General features: G+C 67.6%; 13 protein-coding genes and 1 pseudogene. 7 read left to right on the top strand and 7 right to left on the bottom strand.

Features of this window, described 5'->3' with window-relative positions; genetic code table 11:
- Positions 1-1,387 precede the first annotated feature (1,387 nt).
- Positions 1,388-1,720, top strand: coding sequence for a GIY-YIG nuclease family protein (locus tag EAS64_RS38660; RefSeq protein ID WP_145861508.1), 333 nt, complete (start codon positions 1,388-1,390; stop codon positions 1,718-1,720).
- Between the two features lie 444 nt (positions 1,721-2,164).
- A complete protein-coding gene (locus EAS64_RS38655; RefSeq protein ID WP_145861506.1) occupies positions 2,165-2,959 on the top strand; it encodes a hypothetical protein in 795 nt (264 codons plus the stop codon).
- Positions 2,960-3,073: 114 nt separating this feature from the next.
- Here the strand turns inward: EAS64_RS38655 and EAS64_RS38650 are convergent, their stop codons facing one another.
- Entirely contained in the window at positions 3,074-3,349 is a 276-nt protein-coding gene (locus EAS64_RS38650; protein WP_145861504.1) for a hypothetical protein, read from the bottom strand.
- Between the two features lie 513 nt (positions 3,350-3,862).
- Between EAS64_RS38650 and mobF the strand changes: the two genes are divergently transcribed.
- A complete protein-coding gene (mobF, locus tag EAS64_RS38645) occupies positions 3,863-8,086 on the top strand; it encodes a MobF family relaxase (protein WP_246116098.1) in 4,224 nt (1,407 codons plus the stop codon).
- 30 nt (positions 8,087-8,116) lie between these two features.
- On the opposite strand, the pseudogene EAS64_RS48095 reads toward mobF, so the two are convergent.
- From EAS64_RS48095 to EAS64_RS38635, 3 genes and pseudogenes are all read right to left on the bottom strand, one after another.
- Positions 8,117-8,395 (bottom strand): annotated as a pseudogene (locus EAS64_RS48095) (hypothetical protein); the annotation flags it as partial.
- 48 nt (positions 8,396-8,443) lie between these two features.
- Entirely contained in the window at positions 8,444-9,325 is an 882-nt protein-coding gene (locus tag EAS64_RS38640) for an IS5 family transposase (RefSeq protein ID WP_222849932.1), read from the bottom strand.
- Between the two features lie 140 nt (positions 9,326-9,465).
- A complete protein-coding gene (locus EAS64_RS38635) occupies positions 9,466-10,050 on the bottom strand; it encodes an AAA family ATPase (RefSeq protein WP_222849931.1) in 585 nt (194 codons plus the stop codon).
- A gap of 411 nt (positions 10,051-10,461) precedes the next feature.
- Here EAS64_RS38635 and EAS64_RS38630 point away from each other — a divergent pair, with 411 nt between their 5' ends.
- A complete protein-coding gene (locus EAS64_RS38630) occupies positions 10,462-10,887 on the top strand; it encodes a hypothetical protein (protein WP_145861498.1) in 426 nt (141 codons plus the stop codon).
- A gap of 95 nt (positions 10,888-10,982) precedes the next feature.
- Here the strand turns inward: EAS64_RS38630 and EAS64_RS38625 are convergent, their stop codons facing one another.
- The 3 genes from EAS64_RS38625 to EAS64_RS38615 form a co-directional block, all read right to left on the bottom strand.
- On the bottom strand, positions 10,983-11,423 hold the full coding sequence (locus EAS64_RS38625; RefSeq protein WP_145861496.1) for a hypothetical protein: 441 nt from the start codon (positions 11,421-11,423) through the stop codon (positions 10,983-10,985).
- A gap of 17 nt (positions 11,424-11,440) precedes the next feature.
- Positions 11,441-11,902, bottom strand: coding sequence for a MerR family transcriptional regulator (locus EAS64_RS38620; RefSeq protein WP_145861494.1), 462 nt, complete (start codon positions 11,900-11,902; stop codon positions 11,441-11,443).
- A gap of 216 nt (positions 11,903-12,118) precedes the next feature.
- Entirely contained in the window at positions 12,119-14,782 is a 2,664-nt protein-coding gene (locus EAS64_RS38615; protein ID WP_222849930.1) for a pentapeptide repeat-containing protein, read from the bottom strand.
- Between the two features lie 518 nt (positions 14,783-15,300).
- On the opposite strand from EAS64_RS38615, the gene EAS64_RS38610 reads away from it, so the two are divergent.
- From EAS64_RS38610 to EAS64_RS38600, 3 genes are all read left to right on the top strand, one after another.
- A complete protein-coding gene (locus tag EAS64_RS38610) occupies positions 15,301-15,513 on the top strand; it encodes a hypothetical protein (protein ID WP_145861490.1) in 213 nt (70 codons plus the stop codon).
- Between the two features lie 182 nt (positions 15,514-15,695).
- Entirely contained in the window at positions 15,696-16,814 is a 1,119-nt protein-coding gene (locus EAS64_RS38605) for a hypothetical protein (RefSeq protein ID WP_145861488.1), read from the top strand.
- Positions 16,814-17,176, top strand: coding sequence for a hypothetical protein (locus EAS64_RS38600; RefSeq protein ID WP_145861486.1), 363 nt, complete (start codon positions 16,814-16,816; stop codon positions 17,174-17,176). The genes EAS64_RS38605 and EAS64_RS38600 overlap by 1 nt, the downstream gene beginning before the upstream one ends.
- The last annotated feature ends 66 nt before the right edge of the window (positions 17,177-17,242 follow it).

The following is a 17,242-nucleotide window of genomic DNA, read 5'->3' as shown; positions in this document are numbered from 1 at the left end:
GCAAGATCATCGACGTGATCGCTGCGTCGCCGGTGCCGGCCGGCGACACTCCGGCACCGGCCAGCGCCCGTGCGCCGGGGACGACATTTCTCGCTGATCCTGATCTACTTGACCGCGAACATTATAGTGTCCTAGTTTACATGACATGAGCGGCTTGTCCTCCAAGAAGACGTGCAAGAAGGCGTCCTGCCTCAATGTCCCAGCTAAGCCGGGTGCTTCCCTCTGCTTGATGCACATCGATGAAGTATTTGCGAGTAAGAACCTTCGCCGCATAGGTCCCTACATCAAGGCAGCGGAACCGATCGATGCCGTATGTCTCGCATGCGGATGCGAATGCTCGCCGCGACTGGCTGACCTTCAGAATCCAGCGCGTGGCGGCTGCGTACCCTGCGGCATTAAGCGGCGAGCGGAATCTAAAAGTGTGCCAGTATCCCAAGCCGTTAAGGAGTTCCTCGCGGCAGGGCTAAGGATCACCGGCGAGTACGTTAATGTCAATACCCCCGTCGATGTCGAGTGTCTAGTCTGCGGGCATCTGGGCCGCACCCGCCTAAACGTCCTGCGGCGCGGCGACGGAGGGTGCATACCATGCGGCATCGCAAAGGCTAACGAGAAAAAGAGGACACCATCTGAGCGGATTCGACAGGAGTTGCTTGCCGCAGACATGGAAATGACAGGTGAGTACATCAACAAGGAGACACCCGTCACAGCTCGGTGCCTGATCTGTGGCGAGGAATCGCCCATATGGATGTCGACCATCTACAGCGGTGGCCGCTGTAGATCGTGTGCCTACGATCACCTCAGCACCCTCTTCCGTACCGACACAGAGCAGGTTCGTATTGAGTTCCTAGCTGCAGGATTTCAGCTCACCAGTCCATACAGAAATAATGCAGAAGAATTGGAAATCCTGTGCCTTCACTGTGGTACGCGTTCCAAGCGCTCCTGGAAGAGGTTTCGAAATGGCCAGCGTTCATGTCGGACGTGCGAGCCACTACCCCCCAGCCGACCCCGCGTAGCAGACGAGGTGGTACGAGCTGAGTTCATGAATCACGGCCTAAGAGTCACGGGGACCTACGAAGGATCCGGAGTCCCTCTGGATTCAGTCTGTGTGGAATGCGATACTCAGACAAGCCCCACGCTAACAAACCTGCGAAACGGCCAGGGCGGCTGCAAGACCTGTGCTAGCCAGCGGCTCGCCGAGGCGTTCAGGACGCCGCTGGATGTTATCAAGGAGCTTTTCGAGGCTCGCGAGCTCGATTTTGTAGGCCCATATATAAACGCTCACACTCCTACTGAATGCATATGTCGAAGATGCGGTAAGAAACGCAAGCCTAAGCCAAACTCCCTGCTAATAGCAGGAGGATGCAAGCCTTGTGGCTACGCTGTTGATGTGGTCGGTTACCTCTATCTTATTGATTTCAACCACGATGGCGAACGCTTCATCAAGGTCGGAATCGGCCGAAAGAACGGTGGGCGCATCAAGCAGCACCTAGTCACTGGAGGCGTTCTCATTCAAGCACTGGCCGCACCATTCGTGGACTGCTACGAAGCCGAACAAGCGATCATCAATGAATATAAAGAATTTGCTTACCGGCCCCTGTCTCGACGACTTAACGGAGGCCACACCGAATGCTTCCTGCCATCTGCAGAAATTGACCTACGCAGGTGGCTACCTAGCGGAATTTCAGTCGAGGAACCAGTTAACAGCAGCACTTCGTTGTGAGGTATCGTCGGTGATAGGGCCAGCCTCGGACGGTGGCCTCGACATCGCCGTGCCCATCGTGCCGAGCGTCGCAGGATAATAGGTGCAAGCTGCTGCGGAGACATTTTGACGAAGAGCCTGGCGAATTACCTGGCAGGTCAGCGGATCAGCCGGTCGTCGCTCCGGCTGCCATCAGGCTGAGCACGCGGGTCGGCAGTCCGCATGCGCAGTAGACGTGGCTGGAGTCGCTTCTTCGCGTTTGCAGGTCGCGCGAGCCCGGCGGCGGCCTTCGTGGGCTGGCTCGTGCTCACCGATGCATTCAGCCATCGCGCCCTCCCCGCCGAAGACCCACTCTGTCCCGGCCACCTCACTTCATCAACTAGGCCAGACGAGGTGCGCACTAGCATGACAAGCGTCAGGGCCCGTCATCCTTCCCACCTGGCTCGGTAACCTTGCGGAGTCCTCATGTCCGGTACGCACGTAGGCATCATCGGCAACGTTGCTGCCCCCGGTTCCGCGTTGAAGGCTGAGATCCAGCGGGTGCTGGACGAGATCACATCGCGCAGGCCGTTTCCGCCTCTTGTGCTTCACAGTCGTGGGCAAGGGTCCGACAACGTCGCCCGCGACCACGTTTGCTCCCTGAGCAACTGGCAGGTCAAGGACGATGCCGAGCCCAACTCCGAGATAGCCGAAGCCTGCCACATCCTGATCGTCATCGCTCCCGGGAGGGAGAGAGGTCCGCTCCCGAAGCCGGTGGACGTCTGGTCGTTGGTGGAGAAGGCACGGGCCTCCGGCCGGGCGATCATCCATATTCCGATAGTCATGCGGTCGCCGGAAACTGCCGGACAACCCGCGCCCCTCGACCAGGAGACGCCTTTCCGGTCGGCGAAGGATTCACTCGCTTGGGCATTGATCAGGGGACGTGAAGACCGGAAGGCTGGGAAGGCGAGCTCGAAGTACACCCGCTTCCGCGATGTGTATGGCTTGCCGGATTCTCCCGAATCGCTGAAGCTGTGGCAGGAGTACAGGAAAGCGGCGGGTGCGCCACCTCGCTCGAAGAACTCGAAGAAGATGCGAGGAGGCATCGTCCCGCCGGTCATAAACGGTGGTAGCCAGCCTGGGAGAAAGAAGAAGAACACGTTCTGGGAGACTCCCACGTCCCGTTACCGGCCCGATCCGTCAGGCGCGGTGCCCCTCAAAGCTCAAACCGCCGACCTCCTGCGCACGATAAACCCGCCAGACCCAGACGTCTGGCGTTGACAGGTACTCCGAATGCTGGTGTCGGCGGTGGGCGGTGCGGATGAACTTCTCGATGGCCCCACAGATGCCCATTCGTGAGGAGGCGAACGCCGACGGCTGGGACGGCTCGGCCCGCTAGTAGAAGTCGAAGAGCAGGTCTGGCCTGATCCCCGAACCTGGGTACTGAGTGGCTACGGGCAGCGCGTCGGAATTGTGGAGATCGATGTCGTTCAGCTTCAACCTGTTGTGGCGCTCAGCGGCAGCCGTGAGCATCCCCAGCCCGAACGACTCGGAAATGAACCGTTTGATGTGACCTGAACTCGCTTGAAAGTCGGCCTGCCGCAAGGTCAGCGGACTTCCGGGTCGGTCTACGAGGAAGCTCAGCAGCAACCGCAACTCGTGCTGCATCACGCGGTTAGTGAGATCCCGGTCCTGCGGGACCGCGAGCGCTTTTAGCTTGACAACCTCAGCGAGATCGATGTCCCATGTGCCTTCCTCGGCAAAGCAGATGTCGCCGGCCTCAAGATCTCCGCTAGCCCGAAGTATGTCGCGACGGTCAAGCGCCGGACATCAATCACGCCCATACGGGGAACAGTAGTTGCCGCCGAGACGTGTCACAAGTTTGCCCTGGCGTTACCGATCACGCCAGGATCGATGCGTCCTCCGATCCTGAGAGCGACACGTTGATAGCTCTGATTTCCTTGCAACCTTCGGGCTGTCGCCTGTTTCCTTCCTGATCTTGATCGCCCGCTTTGTCACTATTGATGTATGGTCCGTAATCGCGTCACACCCATGCACCATCTGATGATCATGGTCAGTCCCGCCGCCTCCGCGAGCCGGAGGTAGCCCCTGGCTGTTGTCGGCACGCTCAGCAAGGGCTACGACCTGGACTACGTCTGGAAGCAGGTCGACCCGTCCTTGGAAATGAACCCAGCCGCCTACTACATCGAGGCAAGCGAAAAAGGCGGCGAGCCCCCCGGCCACTGGTGGGGCCCCGCCATCCAGGCACTCGGCCTCACCCAAGGCCAGGTGATCGACCGCGAGCCCTACGACCTGCTGTTCGGCGAGCGCAAGGCACCCGACGGTACGCCGCTAGGTCGACTCCCCAGCGGCAGCAAGAAGGGAGCCGACCTCTACGCCACGCTGCTGGCCGCCGAACCGCAGGCCACGCCGGAACGCAAGCGTGAACTCCGCATCCAGGCAGGCCGTCAAACCCGCCAGAGCCCGCTCTTCTTCGACCTGACCCTGTCGCTATCAAAATCACTTTCTATCTTCCATGCCTCCCTGGGAGAGAACGCGCGCCTGGCCCGCGAGGCCAGAGACGCCGACGGCGAGCGGTACTGGTCAAGCCTGGTAGCCGAGGTCGACGACATGATCATGCAAGCGGTCCACGCAGGCTTCGGCTACTTCCAGCGGGAAGCGGGCTACACCCGCACCGGCTCCCACAACAAGCGCGTCAACCGTGCGGAAACCGGCCAGTGGCACGAGGCGGACCTGGCGGTGGCGCACTGGCTGCAGCACACGTCACGCGACGGCGACATGCAGCTGCACGTCCACTCCCAGATCGCCCACATCGCCAGGACCAGTACCGACGGCAAATGGCGCGCCCCCGACTCTCTGGGTTACGCCGAGCACGTCGGCGCCGTAGCGGCGATCACCGCCCAGCACCTGGAGGAGGCGCTGACAGCCAGATTCGGCCTGGAATGGCTGCCGCGGGAGGACGGGAACGGGTTCGAGATCAAGGGCATCTCGCAGGAAATGATGACCCTGTTCTCCTCGCGCCGCCAGGCGATCACCGCGGACGTGCGCGACCGCGCCACCCGGTTCGAGGAGCGGCACGGCCGCGCCCCTTCGCAGCGTGAACTGGCGCAACTGGCGCAGGCGTCGAACTTCGCCACGCGGAAGGGCAAGCAAGGCGCCCTGGATCTGGCGCAGGCGCACGCGGGCTGGGCGGACAAGCTAGCGCGCACGCTCGGCGTGCCGTTGGCGTCGGTAGCCCCGTCGGTCTGGCACGCCGACGCCCACCGCGCGGACGCAGACCCAGACACGGCCGGTGACGCGCAAGACGCGGTCCCCGAAGACATCGAACTGGCCCGCGCGGCGCAGCGGGCACTGGCGCTGGCACAGCAGGAGAAGTCCGCGTGGACCAGGTCGGACCTGGTCAAGCACCTGGGCCGTGTCCTGCCCCGCACCGGCCGGAACCCGGAAGCCGCCGCGAGGCTGCTGGAGGAGACTGTGGACCGGATCCTGCGCTCGGAGTTCGAGAAGGTGCTGTGCCTGGAGGCCCCCGACCCGGTCGACCTACTGGACGACCTAGTCCGCGCGGACGGCCGCAGCGTGTACCGGCGCCACGGCCGCACCCGGTACGCGACGCGCGCGCAGCTGTCGATGGAGGAGCGCATGGTCGCCCTAGCGCAGGCCACGACCGCGCCGCGCCTGACCCGCGACGCCGCCGCGACCGCGCTCCGCGCGAACCTCGCGCGGCTCGAGCGCGCGTTGGCCGGAGACGCGGACGACCCGGAAGCCGACGCGGGCACCGGGTCAGGCCTGCGCGAGGACCAGGCGGCGGCCGCGCTGTCGGTACTGAGCGACGGCCGCCGCGTGTCGGTGATCAACGCGCCGGCCGGCGCGGGCAAGACGCGGGTCATGGCCGAGATCGCCAGGGCGTGGCGGGAGGCAGGCCTCGGCCCGGTCATTGGCATCACCGCGTCCCAGTCCGCCCGCAACACCCTGGCCGCAGGCGGGATCGAGTCCTACAACAGCGCCCGTTTCCTCGGTCACCTGCCCGGCCAGCGCGGCGCAAGAGGCCACCTGCCAGTCGCAGCAGGCACTCTCCTGGCCATCGACGAAGCGTCCATGATGCCGACCCCGGACCTGGCCGACCTGATCACCCTTGCCGAGCAGCGCGGCGGCAAGGTCATCGCCGCGGGCGACACCGAGCAACTCCAGGCCGTGCAGAACGGCGGCGGCATGTCCCTGCTCGCTGCCCGTCTCGGTTATGTGCGGCTGGCGGAACCAGTACGGTTCCGCGCCGCCTGGGAACGCGCGGCCAGCCTGCGGCTGCGCGACGGCGACGCCACCGTCGCCGACGAGTACGAGCGCCACGCCAGGATCACCGGCGGCGACCCGGAACTGATGACGGAAACCGCCGCCGCCGACTACACCGCCCTGGCCGCCAACGGCACCGACGCGCTGCTGATCGCCGCCGACCACGCCCTGCGCCGGGAACTGTCGCGCCGTGTCCGCGAGAACCTCATCCGCCTCGGCCTGGTCGACGACACCCAGACGGCCCCCATCGCAGACGGCCAGCGGGCGGGCCGCGGCGACCTGATCATGTGCACCCGCAACGACCACCGCACCGAAGCCGGAGAGCCCGGCCGCACCCTGGCCAACGGCGACCTGCTCCGCATCGACGCCATCACCAGTGCCGGTCTCATCGTCCGCCGCGCCTTGGACGCCGACCGGCGGACCGGGCTGCGCCGCTGGACGGACCGACAGTTCCTGTACGCCGACTTTGCGGATGCCGAGCTCGGCTACGCGGTCACGGCGCATGTCGCCCAGGGCCGCACGGTCCGCGTCGGTCTGGCCGTGTTCAACGGCAGCGAAGACCGCCAGCACGCGTACGTCACCCTCACCCGCGGCACCGACGAGAACACCGCCTACGTCTTCACCACCCCGGTCAAGCTGTCAGACCCCGCCCCCGGGGCCCGCCCGGCCCCCGAACTCGCCCGCTACGACCGCCTCGCCACCCACGCTGTCGGCGGCGAACCCGGTGACCGAGACGACCCGGAGACGGCCAGCCCGGTAGGCGTGCTCACCGAGATCATCGGCCGCGACGGCGCCGAGCAATCCGCGTCCCAAGCATGGCAGCAGGCCCTGTCGGACGCCGACCACCTGGCCGTCCTGCACGCGATGTGGACCGCCGAGACCGCCCCGGCCCGCGAGCGGCGCTACCGTGCCCTGCTCCAGTCCGCCCTGCCCCCGGGAACCGGCCAGCCTGACAGCCACACGCAACAGTGGCTGCACCGCACGCTGCGCGCCGCCGAACTGGCAGGCCTGGACCCAGCCGAGGTCCTGGCCCAGGCTGTCGCCGAGCGGGACCTGGCCGGCGTCCGTGACATCCGGGCCGTGATCGACGCCCGCATCCGCCGTCGCCACGGCGATCTCGTTCCGCTCCCCGCACCGTCCTGGTCGGCCCAGGTTCCCCAGACCAGTGATGCCGAACGATGGAGGTTCTTCGCCCAGCTCGCCGCAGTCATGGACGACCGCCGGCGCCGCATTGGCGAGCACGCCGCCGCCACCAGCTCCTCGTGGGCGGTCGCCGCCCTCGGGGCAGTCCCAGACGACCCCGCGGCCCGCCTGGCCTGGGAGCAGAAGGCCGCCGCCATCGGCGCCTACCGCGAGTTGTCCGGCCATGACCACCCGGAAGACGCGATCGGCCCCGAGCCAACCGCGAACAGCCCGGACCTGCGCGCTGCCTGGCACGAGGCTCGCGCCGCCCTCGCCCCCGACGAGGCCCGCGACATCCGCACCATGACTGACGGCCAGCTCCTCAACCTCCGCGCAGCCCGCTCCGCCGACAACTATCCGGCACACCTGATAACCGACGATGCGCTCCGCCGGGCCCGCACCGCCGCCCGCGACGCCAGCCTGGCGGTACTCCGCGCTCACGCCGAAGCCGGCGCGGCCCGCCGCCGCGGCGAGCACACCGAGGCGGCCCGGCAGGAGACGCTGGCGGCGAGCTACCAGGCCGTGAGGGACTCCTACCAGGCCCGCGAGGCTTTGCGCGAGACAGAGATACGTGAGCAGCAGGAAAAGGAGCACGAGACGATCGGGCTCCAGCAAGGCAGCAGGCAAGGAAGCGAAGGCCAGCTTGCCGGCGTAGCGATCGACCTGGCGGAGGCATCTCGTCTGGTCGGGGAACTGGCCGCACAGCTCGACTCAGCCGCCCGGCTCGCCCCCGACCGCCAGAGCCCGACCGTGCTCACCGCGATTCCCCGCCTCGGCCAGGCCAGCCCCGCCGTCCCGCTCGGGCCCAATCGTCGCCGGACCGCGATCCTCCAGCCGCCCGTGCTCGAGATCCCGCCGTCACCCTGGATCCGGGAGCGGGCCGCCGAGCGCGATCTAGAGCCGGAAGCCGGCGGCTGACCCGCGAATCACAGGTACGGGCTGCGACGATCATCGTCGCAGCCGACCGCACCGGCGGTCAGCAGCCGCTCGGGATGTCGGCCTCGGTGATCGTGACGAGCGCGGCGAGGTCCCAGTCCGCAGGCGATCCATGCGCGATGCGGTGCGCTGCGCGGCCCTGGCCTCGTTCAGCAGCCGGACCGCCAGCCTGGCATTACCGGACCTGTCCTGGCGCTCGGCCTGGTCGAGGACCGCAGCGGACTTCTGCCTGGTTCCGATGGTCAGCCGCAGCCCAGCCTCGTCGGCCAACTGCCCGAAGACCGCGGAGAGCTGCGCAGGCGTATAGAGGCTGTCCCTAAACCCTGGTGGGGTCTGGGGTTATCCTGTGGCCGTTTTGGCGGCGCGGCGGGTCATCTGGATGATGGCGGCCCACTGGACCATGGCTTCGTGGTGGGCGGGCAGGCGCTCGTAGTCGCGGGCGCAGCGTCTTCTGCGGGTGATCCAGGCGTGGGTGCGCTCGACGACCCAGCGGCGGGACAGGACCCGGAATCCCTGCTGGCCCTCGGCCTGCTGGACGACCTCGACGGTGATGGCAAGTTCCCGGGCCGCCCACTGGCCCCAGTCGCCGTTGTAGGCCTTGTCGGCCCAGATCAGGGCCAGGCGGTGCCGGCCGCGGGAGCGGGCGCGCTTGAGCACGACGGCGGCGCCGGCCCGGTCCTGGGTGCTGGCCGGGGTGACCGCGACAGTGATGAGCAGCCCGAGGGTGTCCACCAGCAGGTGCCGCTTGCGGCCGTTGACCTTCTTGTGCGGGTCGAAGCCGCTGGTCGCGGCCGGGACGACGCCCTCGGCGGACTCGTGCACCGACTGGGCGTCGATGATCGCGGCCGACGGCTCGGGATCGCGGCCGGCGGCCGTGCGGATCTTGCGCCGCAGCAGGTCAGCGATGTCGGCGAGCACTCCGTCCTTCTTCCACCGGGCGCACATCCCCCAGACCGTCTTCCAGGGCGGGAAGTCCGCCGGCATCGCCCGCCACTTGATCCCGTTATCAACCAGGTAGAAGATCGCGTCGATCATCGTGCGGCGGCAGTGCAGCTCCGGCCGGCCGCCCAGCACGGTCCGGCACAGCATGACCGGCAGCAGCGGCTCCAGCTCCGCCCACTGCCCATCGCTCAGGTCGGTCGGGTAGCGCGGCGCGCGGGCGGCACACCCGCACGAACAGCCGCAACTGGCATAAGCAGGCGAGACGCGGTTCAATGACATGGCGGGCCCTCGGTTCGCAGGAGGCGTAGACAACCCCTGCCCTACCGAGAGCCCGCACCCATGTCACGACACCACGCCGCAAACCCCACCGGAACACGCATCTCACCGCGCGCGCGGGTAACCCAACCCCGCCCAACCCTTTAGAGACAGCCTCTATAGCGCGGGAAATCGATAACGGCCAGGAAGCGGGCCGCCAGCTGTGGATGCCCGTGCAGCCACTTGTGCAGGGGATCCGCTTGGCCGGTCACGATCACTGCGACCTGATCGTCTCGCGTTACGCGGTACTCAGTCAGCTGGGCGTACAAGTGGCCTGCGAGGTGCAGTCCGCGGTCACGCAGCTGGTACCAGTCGTCGGCCCCCTTGATCATGAGGACCCCGCCCATTGCATTCCTGAACACCTTGTCCGCCAGCGCGCCCGTCTCGCCCGCGTCAGTCCAGTTAAGGTCCGCGGGAGCAACCTCGAGAAGATGCCCGGAAGACAGAAGGCCGAGCTTCCAATAGGCGCGGGCAACTGCGGCTGCAGCCCAGGACTTGCCGCTGCCAGGGCCACCGGTGAACACAAGGTTCTTCCACGCCCGCCGCCTGACGGTCCTGCCGCCCTGCTCGCGGCCGCGCTCCGCCTCCAGAATCGCAAGCACATCCCGGAACTGGTCCTGCACCGGCTCAAGCCCCCGCAGGTCGGCCAGGCCGTCAGGCAAGACGCGCCCGTGGGAGGCCATAAGCATCCCCGACGTTTCCGGCCCCAAGGCGGAAGCTGGGTCGCTACGCCCTGAGGACGACCTCGGGGCGGCCGGGACGGGCGATACGCCCGACCCGTCGGTACAACCACCGAAACGAGCCCCGGCACGAGGCGGGTTCAATCCAGAGAGGGCTATTTTCCGGCCGCCATCGTGACTAGTCCCTGCCGCGCAGGCAGCACTGAACCGCGAGGAGTGCCATATGACCAGGGCTAAGGCGCGCACAACCACATGCACTCTCATTCGCATGCTACATATTGGCACCAATTGATATAGCTCACACATCCGCCTAGACTGTTGACGACCCCTCGCTTCCTCCCGGAAGCAGGCGGGCCGCGCCGGTGCGCCAACACCAAACGCGGCCCTAGACCATCCATCCGAGCTAACCGGAGGACGATCGTGCTGACAAGCATGCCCTACCACGACGAGCCCGTGCGGGTTCCCGAAGACGACCAGTTCACCGTGCAGCTGCGAGGCCTGAGCCCGCAGCAACTGCAGGACGCGATGACGTTCGTGGCGTTCTGGTCGCCGGGGACGTTTACCGCCGCACTGGACTACTGCGAATCCACCGACTGGGGCTGGTCCGGGTTCGACCCGGACCTGGAACCCGGCTCGGAGAGCGACACCAATCCCGGCGACGACCCCGCCCCGGTCTGCGCTCGGTGCGGCGGCAACCTGGGCATCTTCCTGAAGTTCGGCCTCGACTGGCGGCACTACCGCGGCGAGGGCCTAGACAACCTCGAACTGTACGACCCGGGCCACGCCCCCAAGATCACCTGGCGCCCCGCTCCCACCCTCGCATTCCCGGCCCGTACGGCCCGCTGACGCGGCGGAGCCAGCCTTCCGCCTCGTCGTGCTCGGCCCCCCGCGCACCGTGGGGCCGGGCCTACATGCGCCCGGGCGCCGGGATCGAGGGGCTTCTAGCGGCGACGTGTTCTTCGCTGCCTGGCGGCGCTGATGATGAGGTCGGCCAGGTCGTCGCCGAATCCCGGTGGCGGCTGACCGCTATCGTCGCAGCAGGGCGGCTTGGTGCGGCTTGCTCCATCGGGAGGAACAGTGCCGAGTAGCTCGTAGAGTTCCGCGTACACGTCGAGGCTGGGGTCCGCCGCATCATGCGGTCCGAGGAGGAGGACACATGCTCGCTGCGGAGACTCGAAGGCGACGACGACTCTGAGTGCGGCTCGCAGGTGCTTCACGCATAGCCGGCTCACCGGAACCGGCCCGGTCAGCCGGTAGCCGAGTGCCGCGCAACCGTTGAGTGACAGGTCGTCAAGGAATGCGGTGAAGGCCTGCGCGTGGGTCCGGTCGAGGGCCGCTATCTGCTGTTGTGCGCGCCTCGTCGCGATTACTTCAACTGGCACACATGATACTTTATGTGCTACTTGTCTTCTCTGCCGGCCGACCGGAGAACAACCACGTCTCCGTGCAGTAGCTGGCTGATGCTCTCGCCCAGGTCTTCGCGATCGAGCAGGGCCTGGTCCTCCAGGCGGTGCCACACGTGTTCGAGCAGGTCCCGCTCCATGCCTTCCTGGCGCAGTTCGCGCAGGACGTGGCTGACCCTGTGGACGCTGGGCACATCGAGCAGCAGCCGCGGCGTCCGCTGCCTGGTCGCGAGCAGGCCCGCATCTGCCCATGCGCGGACCGTCTTCTCGCTGAGCCCGAGGATCTTGGCCGCGATCACTGGACGGACCGTGGCTTCCTCTGCGAGGGCGTCGCGGGAGAGCGCAAGGAGCCTTGCCCGGCGATCGTCGCCCTCTGGCAGGGTTACCGCTACCTCTTCGATCGTTTCGACGCGTTCAAACAGGTTCAGTATCCGCTGTTCCTCGGTCGATACCGACATGGCTGGCTCCCTCCTCGTCATCGCTACCGATTATCGGTCATTTTCTCGGAAGAAGCCAGCTGGTTGGTTGTGCAGGCCCCGGCGATTGCGCCCTACGAGCTCGAGGCAGTCCCGGCTCGCTAGCCAGGGTCGAGTATGAGCAGCCGCACCTGGCCGTCAGAGCCGGACGCCCCTAGCTAGTGGCTCAACCTCTACCCAATGGAGCATGAGAATCCGTCATCCGAAGTGGATCGTCGCCGGGTTTGCCGTCTTCCCCGTCACCGGAACAGGGACGAAGGCCGCTCCGAGCCGTTCCAGTGCCGTGATCGCGTAGGGGTGCGACTTGCCGGTCTTGATCCCGGCGGGGACCTTGACCGAGCACAGGAAATACCCGGCCGTCTTCCAGCTGCAGCCGGCGGTGACGCGGGACACGCCAGGACCGGCGAACGCGACCCGCACCTGGCCCGCCTTGGCCAGCGCCGCGGCCCAACTGGCCGCGATGGCCTTCCCGGTTGCGCCAGCCAAAGCGAAGTGGACCGTAATCGTGCGGGTGGACTTGGGCAGGGTGGATCCCGGCTTCGGCGAGCTCATGCCGCCGAAGCGGTAGCCGACCGAGTAGGGCACGGTCACCGGCTTGGCCGCGAGGCCGGCCTTGTTCGTCGCGCCGGCGCAGGTCGCGGTGAAGCTGCCGGTTCCGTGCGTGCTGGTCCCGGTGACCGTGAGCTTGGCGGCGCTCGCGACGCCGGAGAGGCTGTCGGTGGTGGCGCAGGCTGGAACTGGCGCGCTGCCGAGCGGGTACACCTTCCCGTTGGCGATCCCCTTGACCGTGACCTGCGGCGCGGTGGTGTCGATCAGGAGGGGCTGTACTGCCGTTCCGATCGGCCCGAGCCAGTTGGCGCAGCTCGCGCCCAGGTCGAGTCTTCCCTCGCTGGTACTCGTGGTGGAGCTGGTGCAGTCGGCCGTGTTGATCAGGCCGGCGGAGACCGTCCAGTTCCAGGTAACGGTCACCGGCGAGGTGTACCAGCCGCCAGCGCCGAGCCGGCCGGCCACGGCCGGGTGCGCCACTGGCGGCGTGCCGTGCGAGGTGTCCCAGTTGACGTCGCAGGTGCCGCCGTCGTTGTCGGAGTTGGTGCCGTCCGGGCAGATCGTGTTCTGCATCCCGGTCTGCGGCAGGCCGGTCCGGTCGATATTGGCGTCGACGAGATCGGCATTGACGAAAGTAGCGGTGCTCAGGTCCGCCTGCGCAAGGTTGGCGCGCGGTCCGACCAGGTAGCCGTTGAGGAGCTGCCAGGGTGCGGGCAGTTTCGCCGGCGTCCCGGTGATCCGGCCGGAGACTACGCCGTACAGGGTCGCGCCGCTGAGGTTCGCGCCGCCGAGGTTCGCTGCCGTCAGGGTGCTGTCGGTGAAGTTCGCCCCGGTGAGATCGGCGTTGGACAAGACCGTGCCGGGCAGGCTGTTGGAGGAGAAGTCGGTGTTCTCCAGGTCGGCACCGGCCAGGTCGGTATTGACCAGGGACTCGCGCAGCCTGAAGCCGGCCAGGTTCGCCCCTTCGAGGTCGGCGCCCGGGCCGACGATGAAGCCGTTGACGACCGCCGTGCCGCCAGGCAGCAGGGCCTGACCGGGCACCACCGCGCCCGACGTCACCCCGGTCATGTCGGCCAGCGCCATGTCCGCCGTGCCGAGGTTCGCGCCCTTCAGCCTGGCGTCTCCCATGCTGGCCTGGTGCAGGTCGGCGCTGCCGAAGTTCACGCCGGCCAGGTTCGCGCGGTACAGGTCCGCGGTCGGGCCGAACAGGAAGCCCGACACCGCCGACCAGTGTGCCGGCAGTGACGCCGGCTTGCCGGCCAGCGACCCGGACGCCACGTTGCCGAGATCCGCGCCGGCCAGGATCGTGCCGGCCAGGTTCGCGCCTGTCAGCGTGGCGCCGGCCAGGCTGGCGCCGGTCAGGTTGGCGCCGGCCAGATTGGCGCCGGTCATGTCCAGCCCGGCCAGGTTGGCGGCAGGGCCCAGCAGGAACCCGGATGCGGCTGACCAGCCGGCAGGCAGTGAGGCGGGCGTGCCGGTCAGGCCGCTGGCTGCGAGATAAGAGAGCGTCGCCCCGGCCAGCGCCGTGCCTGCCACCTTGTCGCCGGTGAGCGTCGCCCTGGTGAGGTCCGCGTTCACCAGCCGTGCGCCGGTCAGGTTGCTGCCGGTCAGGCCACCGTAGGACAAGTTGGCGCCGGTCAGGTTGGCATTGGTCAGGTCGTCGCCGCTGAACCCTCCGCCGGTGCTCGCGCTGAGGTTGGCGCCTGCCAGGTTCGAGTCCTCGACCAGGGCACCGTTGAAGTTGGCGCCGACGAGGGTGGCCGATGTCAGCGTGTCGCTGGTGAGGGTGGCGGATGTCAGCGTGGCGTTATCGAGATTCGCGCCGGTGAAGTCCACGTTCGGAACAGTCGCATCGGTGAAGTTCGCGCCCGTCAGGTCGGCGCCGGCCAGGTCGATGCCTTTCAGGTCAAACGCGGATTGCAGTTGTGCCCCCGCAAGGTCTGCGCCGGGGCCGGCCAGGTAGCCGCCGACAATCCAGGTCCAGTTCGCTGGAAGCGTGGGTGCCGACTGGAAGGTGACGACGCCTGACCGCAGGCCCGTCAGCGTGGCGCCGGTGAAGTTCGCCGAGTTGATCACCGCCTGGTACAGGTTCGCGCCGCTCAGGTTCGCGCCCGTCAGGTTGGCCCCGGTCAGGTTCGCGCCGGTCAGGTCGCACCCGCTCCAGTTGACGCCCGGCGCGGGTGCTGGCGAGACCGCGCCAGTGCCCGCATCAACGGCCGGGCAGGCAGCCGCGGCTGCGGTAACGGCAGGAAGCACGAGAACCCCGGCGAGGGCGACGACCGCTCCCCCGATGGCCGGCAGGAGGCCACGACGCATGCCGGTCAAACCGTTCACAACTCGCATTCAGCGAAACACTCATCTCTGGGTAACCCGGTCGTGCATCTTCGGGCCAGGGCCCGAAGGCAATGCGAGAAGGCCCGGCTAGCAACCGGGCTCATTTCACACAAATACGCTCACGTAACGGGCAATACTGACATAGGGGTTATATAGGGCGCAAGCCGGGTGCCCGCGTGTTCCGTCTCCACGGGCGGGAGTGCCGCGACCGCAACGGTTCGCCGCTTCCTGACCCCTACCTGCGATGGCGGCCTGTGCCGTTTGGGCAGTCACATACCGGCATCACCGCCGCCGCCGAGGAGTTGTCTGCACCCCTTCCGAGAATTTCTTGGTGCTTCTTCCTGCGGATTCTCCTTTTATCTCACGGTGATATATCACGCTGATATTGGATTCCCCTTGCCGCCGCCATAACGTCGCTTCCACGAGATACCCGGCCAGGGGAAGGAAGTGATCACGTTGACGGTGAATTACGGCAGCGGTGGTCGGGGGAGGGCTGCGTGATGGCTTTCCTGGTGATCACGGCAGTCACTTTCCTGGCCGGCACTGCGTCCGGCGCCTTCCTGGTCATCGTCATCGGCATCCGCCGCGACGACCGCCCGGAGCGCATTACAGATACCCGTTGCTGCACTTCCAGGAGTTCTGCCCAGCGCGTACTGCGCACCGGCAGCTGGCCGGACGTCCCGGTCTACCGCCCCGACCGCATCGATGACTGACCAGCTCCCCGGGATTACCGGGCGGCCCCGATAACCGAAAACAGCACCGGACCCGCGATTCCGCATATCCAGCGGTCCGGATGATCAACACCTCACATCTCTTCCCGGAGTGATTCCCCATGCGTTCAGTCAAGAGATTCCCCGTAATTCTCGTTCCCGCTTATTCGACGGAAGCGCCCTTAATGGCACCGGAAATCCCGCCATCGCTGTCCGGCCTGGCCGGGCCGCAGGACCCGCCAGGCGGGCGCGGCGCGGCAGTCCCGGCCGCGTTCTTTCCCCAGGACGCCCGGCCCGGCACAGGTCGCGGCCAGGTCTGGCTGCTGGTCGCGGCCATCGGGCTGTTCGCCCTGTCCGCCGCGGCCGCGACGGTGAGCTACGGCGCCCAGTACCGGCTGGTCGACGCAGCCCGGCACCTGGGCCTGGCGGCCGCCATGGAAGCGGCGATCCCGGACGCGGCCGCGCTGGTGTTCGCCTGCCTGGGCGTCGCCCTGGCCGTGCGTGGCCGCCGGGCGATCCGGGCCCGGTTGCTGAACCTGGCGTCGGCGGGCGCGTCGGTGTTTATGAACGTGATCGCGGCCGCGCCGGGCTGGCGCAACCTCGCGGTGTGGGCGATGCCCCCCGCCGCTTACGCACTGGCCAGCGACACCCTCATCGCGGTCGTCCGCACCGGCGCGGTCGCCCGCCGGGACGAGCGAGCTCCGGACGCCGGCACCAGCGAGGCCTCGCTGCTGGCCGCGCTGACCGGGCTGGCGCTGTGGCTGCTGCGGCTGTCGTTCGCCCCGAGGTCAACCGTGGCCGGGTTCCGCAACTGGGTCATCGAAGAGTGCCCGGTCGCCCCGGGCCGCCGGGCCGCCCGCCCCGCCCAGGCCGCCCTCTCGCTGCCCGCCCCGGCTCCGCTGCCATCTGGCAGCGCCCGTCCGGCCGGCCCGGGCCGCCCCGGGGACGACCTCCCATCTGACGGAACGGGTTCCCGTGACTCCGGCCGCGACACGTACCCCATCCCTTCGGCCGTGGCCCGGCCGCCAGCGAGAACCGGCGCCGCGTCCCGCTCCCGCCGCACCCCCGCCAACGTCGGGGACAGCGGGACGAAGACCGCCAGGTTCCTGGCGCTGGTCACCGAGGAGCACGGGCCGCTCGCCGGCATCCCCCTCGAATCAGTGGCCCGGATCTGCTCGGTGTCCGCGCCCCTGGCCGACCTGAACACCGGGTCCGCGAGGACGGCACTGCGCCGCGCCGTCCTCGCCGCCAGCAGCACGCAGAACGAGACCGCCAAGCAGGACCAGGCGAAGGGAGAGCAGTAATGACCGAGTACGCGCTAATCCTCATGGGGCTGATCGTCACGATCCCGCTGGCCCGGTGGGCGTTCCTGCCCGCACGCTACCTCCCGGGCAACCGGGCCCGGACGCTGCGGCTCCGTCTCTTCCTCCGACTCCATCCGGGCAAGGGCTTCGCAACAGTCTTCGGCCTGCACTGGCGCTGGGGAAGGCTCGCCGTCCTGCGCCGCTCGCACCGGATCCGCCCGTCCCTCCCGCTGTGGGTACGGGCGCTGTCCCCGAGCGCGCACTCAGTGTTCCTCGGCCGCGCTCACTGGCGGCACGGCCTGTTGAGCGGCACCCTGGGTGCTCACGTAGTTCCGGGTTTCCGGCATTGTGTTTCCCGATGATGTTGGGCTGCGTGTTTCCCTGGCCTGGGTGTTCGTCGGCGGCGGCACCTTGCCGATGGGGGCATG

This window comes from Trebonia kvetii (genome assembly GCF_007827045.1).
GTDB classification, from domain to species: Bacteria; Actinomycetota; Actinomycetes; order Streptosporangiales; family Streptosporangiaceae; genus Trebonia; species Trebonia kvetii.
Note: the sequence above shows the minus strand (reverse complement) of the source record. Positions and strands in the feature narration are given on the sequence as shown.

What these genes read in the sequence shown, in the direction of transcription:
- EAS64_RS38655 (WP_145861506.1), top strand. Translation starts at nt 2,165, where the DNA reads ATGTCCGGTACGCACGTAGGCATCATCGGCAACGTTGCTGCCCCCGGT.
- EAS64_RS38600 (WP_145861486.1), top strand. Translation starts at nt 16,814, where the DNA reads ATGACCGAGTACGCGCTAATCCTCATGGGGCTGATCGTCACGATCCCG.
- EAS64_RS38620 (WP_145861494.1), bottom strand. Translation starts at nt 11,902, where the DNA reads ATGTCGGTATCGACCGAGGAACAGCGGATACTGAACCTGTTTGAACGC.
- mobF (WP_246116098.1), top strand. Translation starts at nt 3,863, where the DNA reads ATGAACCCAGCCGCCTACTACATCGAGGCAAGCGAAAAAGGCGGCGAG.
- EAS64_RS38605 (WP_145861488.1), top strand. Translation starts at nt 15,696, where the DNA reads ATGGCACCGGAAATCCCGCCATCGCTGTCCGGCCTGGCCGGGCCGCAG.
- EAS64_RS38635 (WP_222849931.1), bottom strand. Translation starts at nt 10,050, where the DNA reads ATGCTTATGGCCTCCCACGGGCGCGTCTTGCCTGACGGCCTGGCCGAC.
- EAS64_RS38610 (WP_145861490.1), top strand. Translation starts at nt 15,301, where the DNA reads ATGGCTTTCCTGGTGATCACGGCAGTCACTTTCCTGGCCGGCACTGCG.
- EAS64_RS38640 (WP_222849932.1), bottom strand. Translation starts at nt 9,325, where the DNA reads ATGTCATTGAACCGCGTCTCGCCTGCTTATGCCAGTTGCGGCTGTTCG.
- EAS64_RS38615 (WP_222849930.1), bottom strand. Translation starts at nt 14,782, where the DNA reads ATGCGTCGTGGCCTCCTGCCGGCCATCGGGGGAGCGGTCGTCGCCCTC.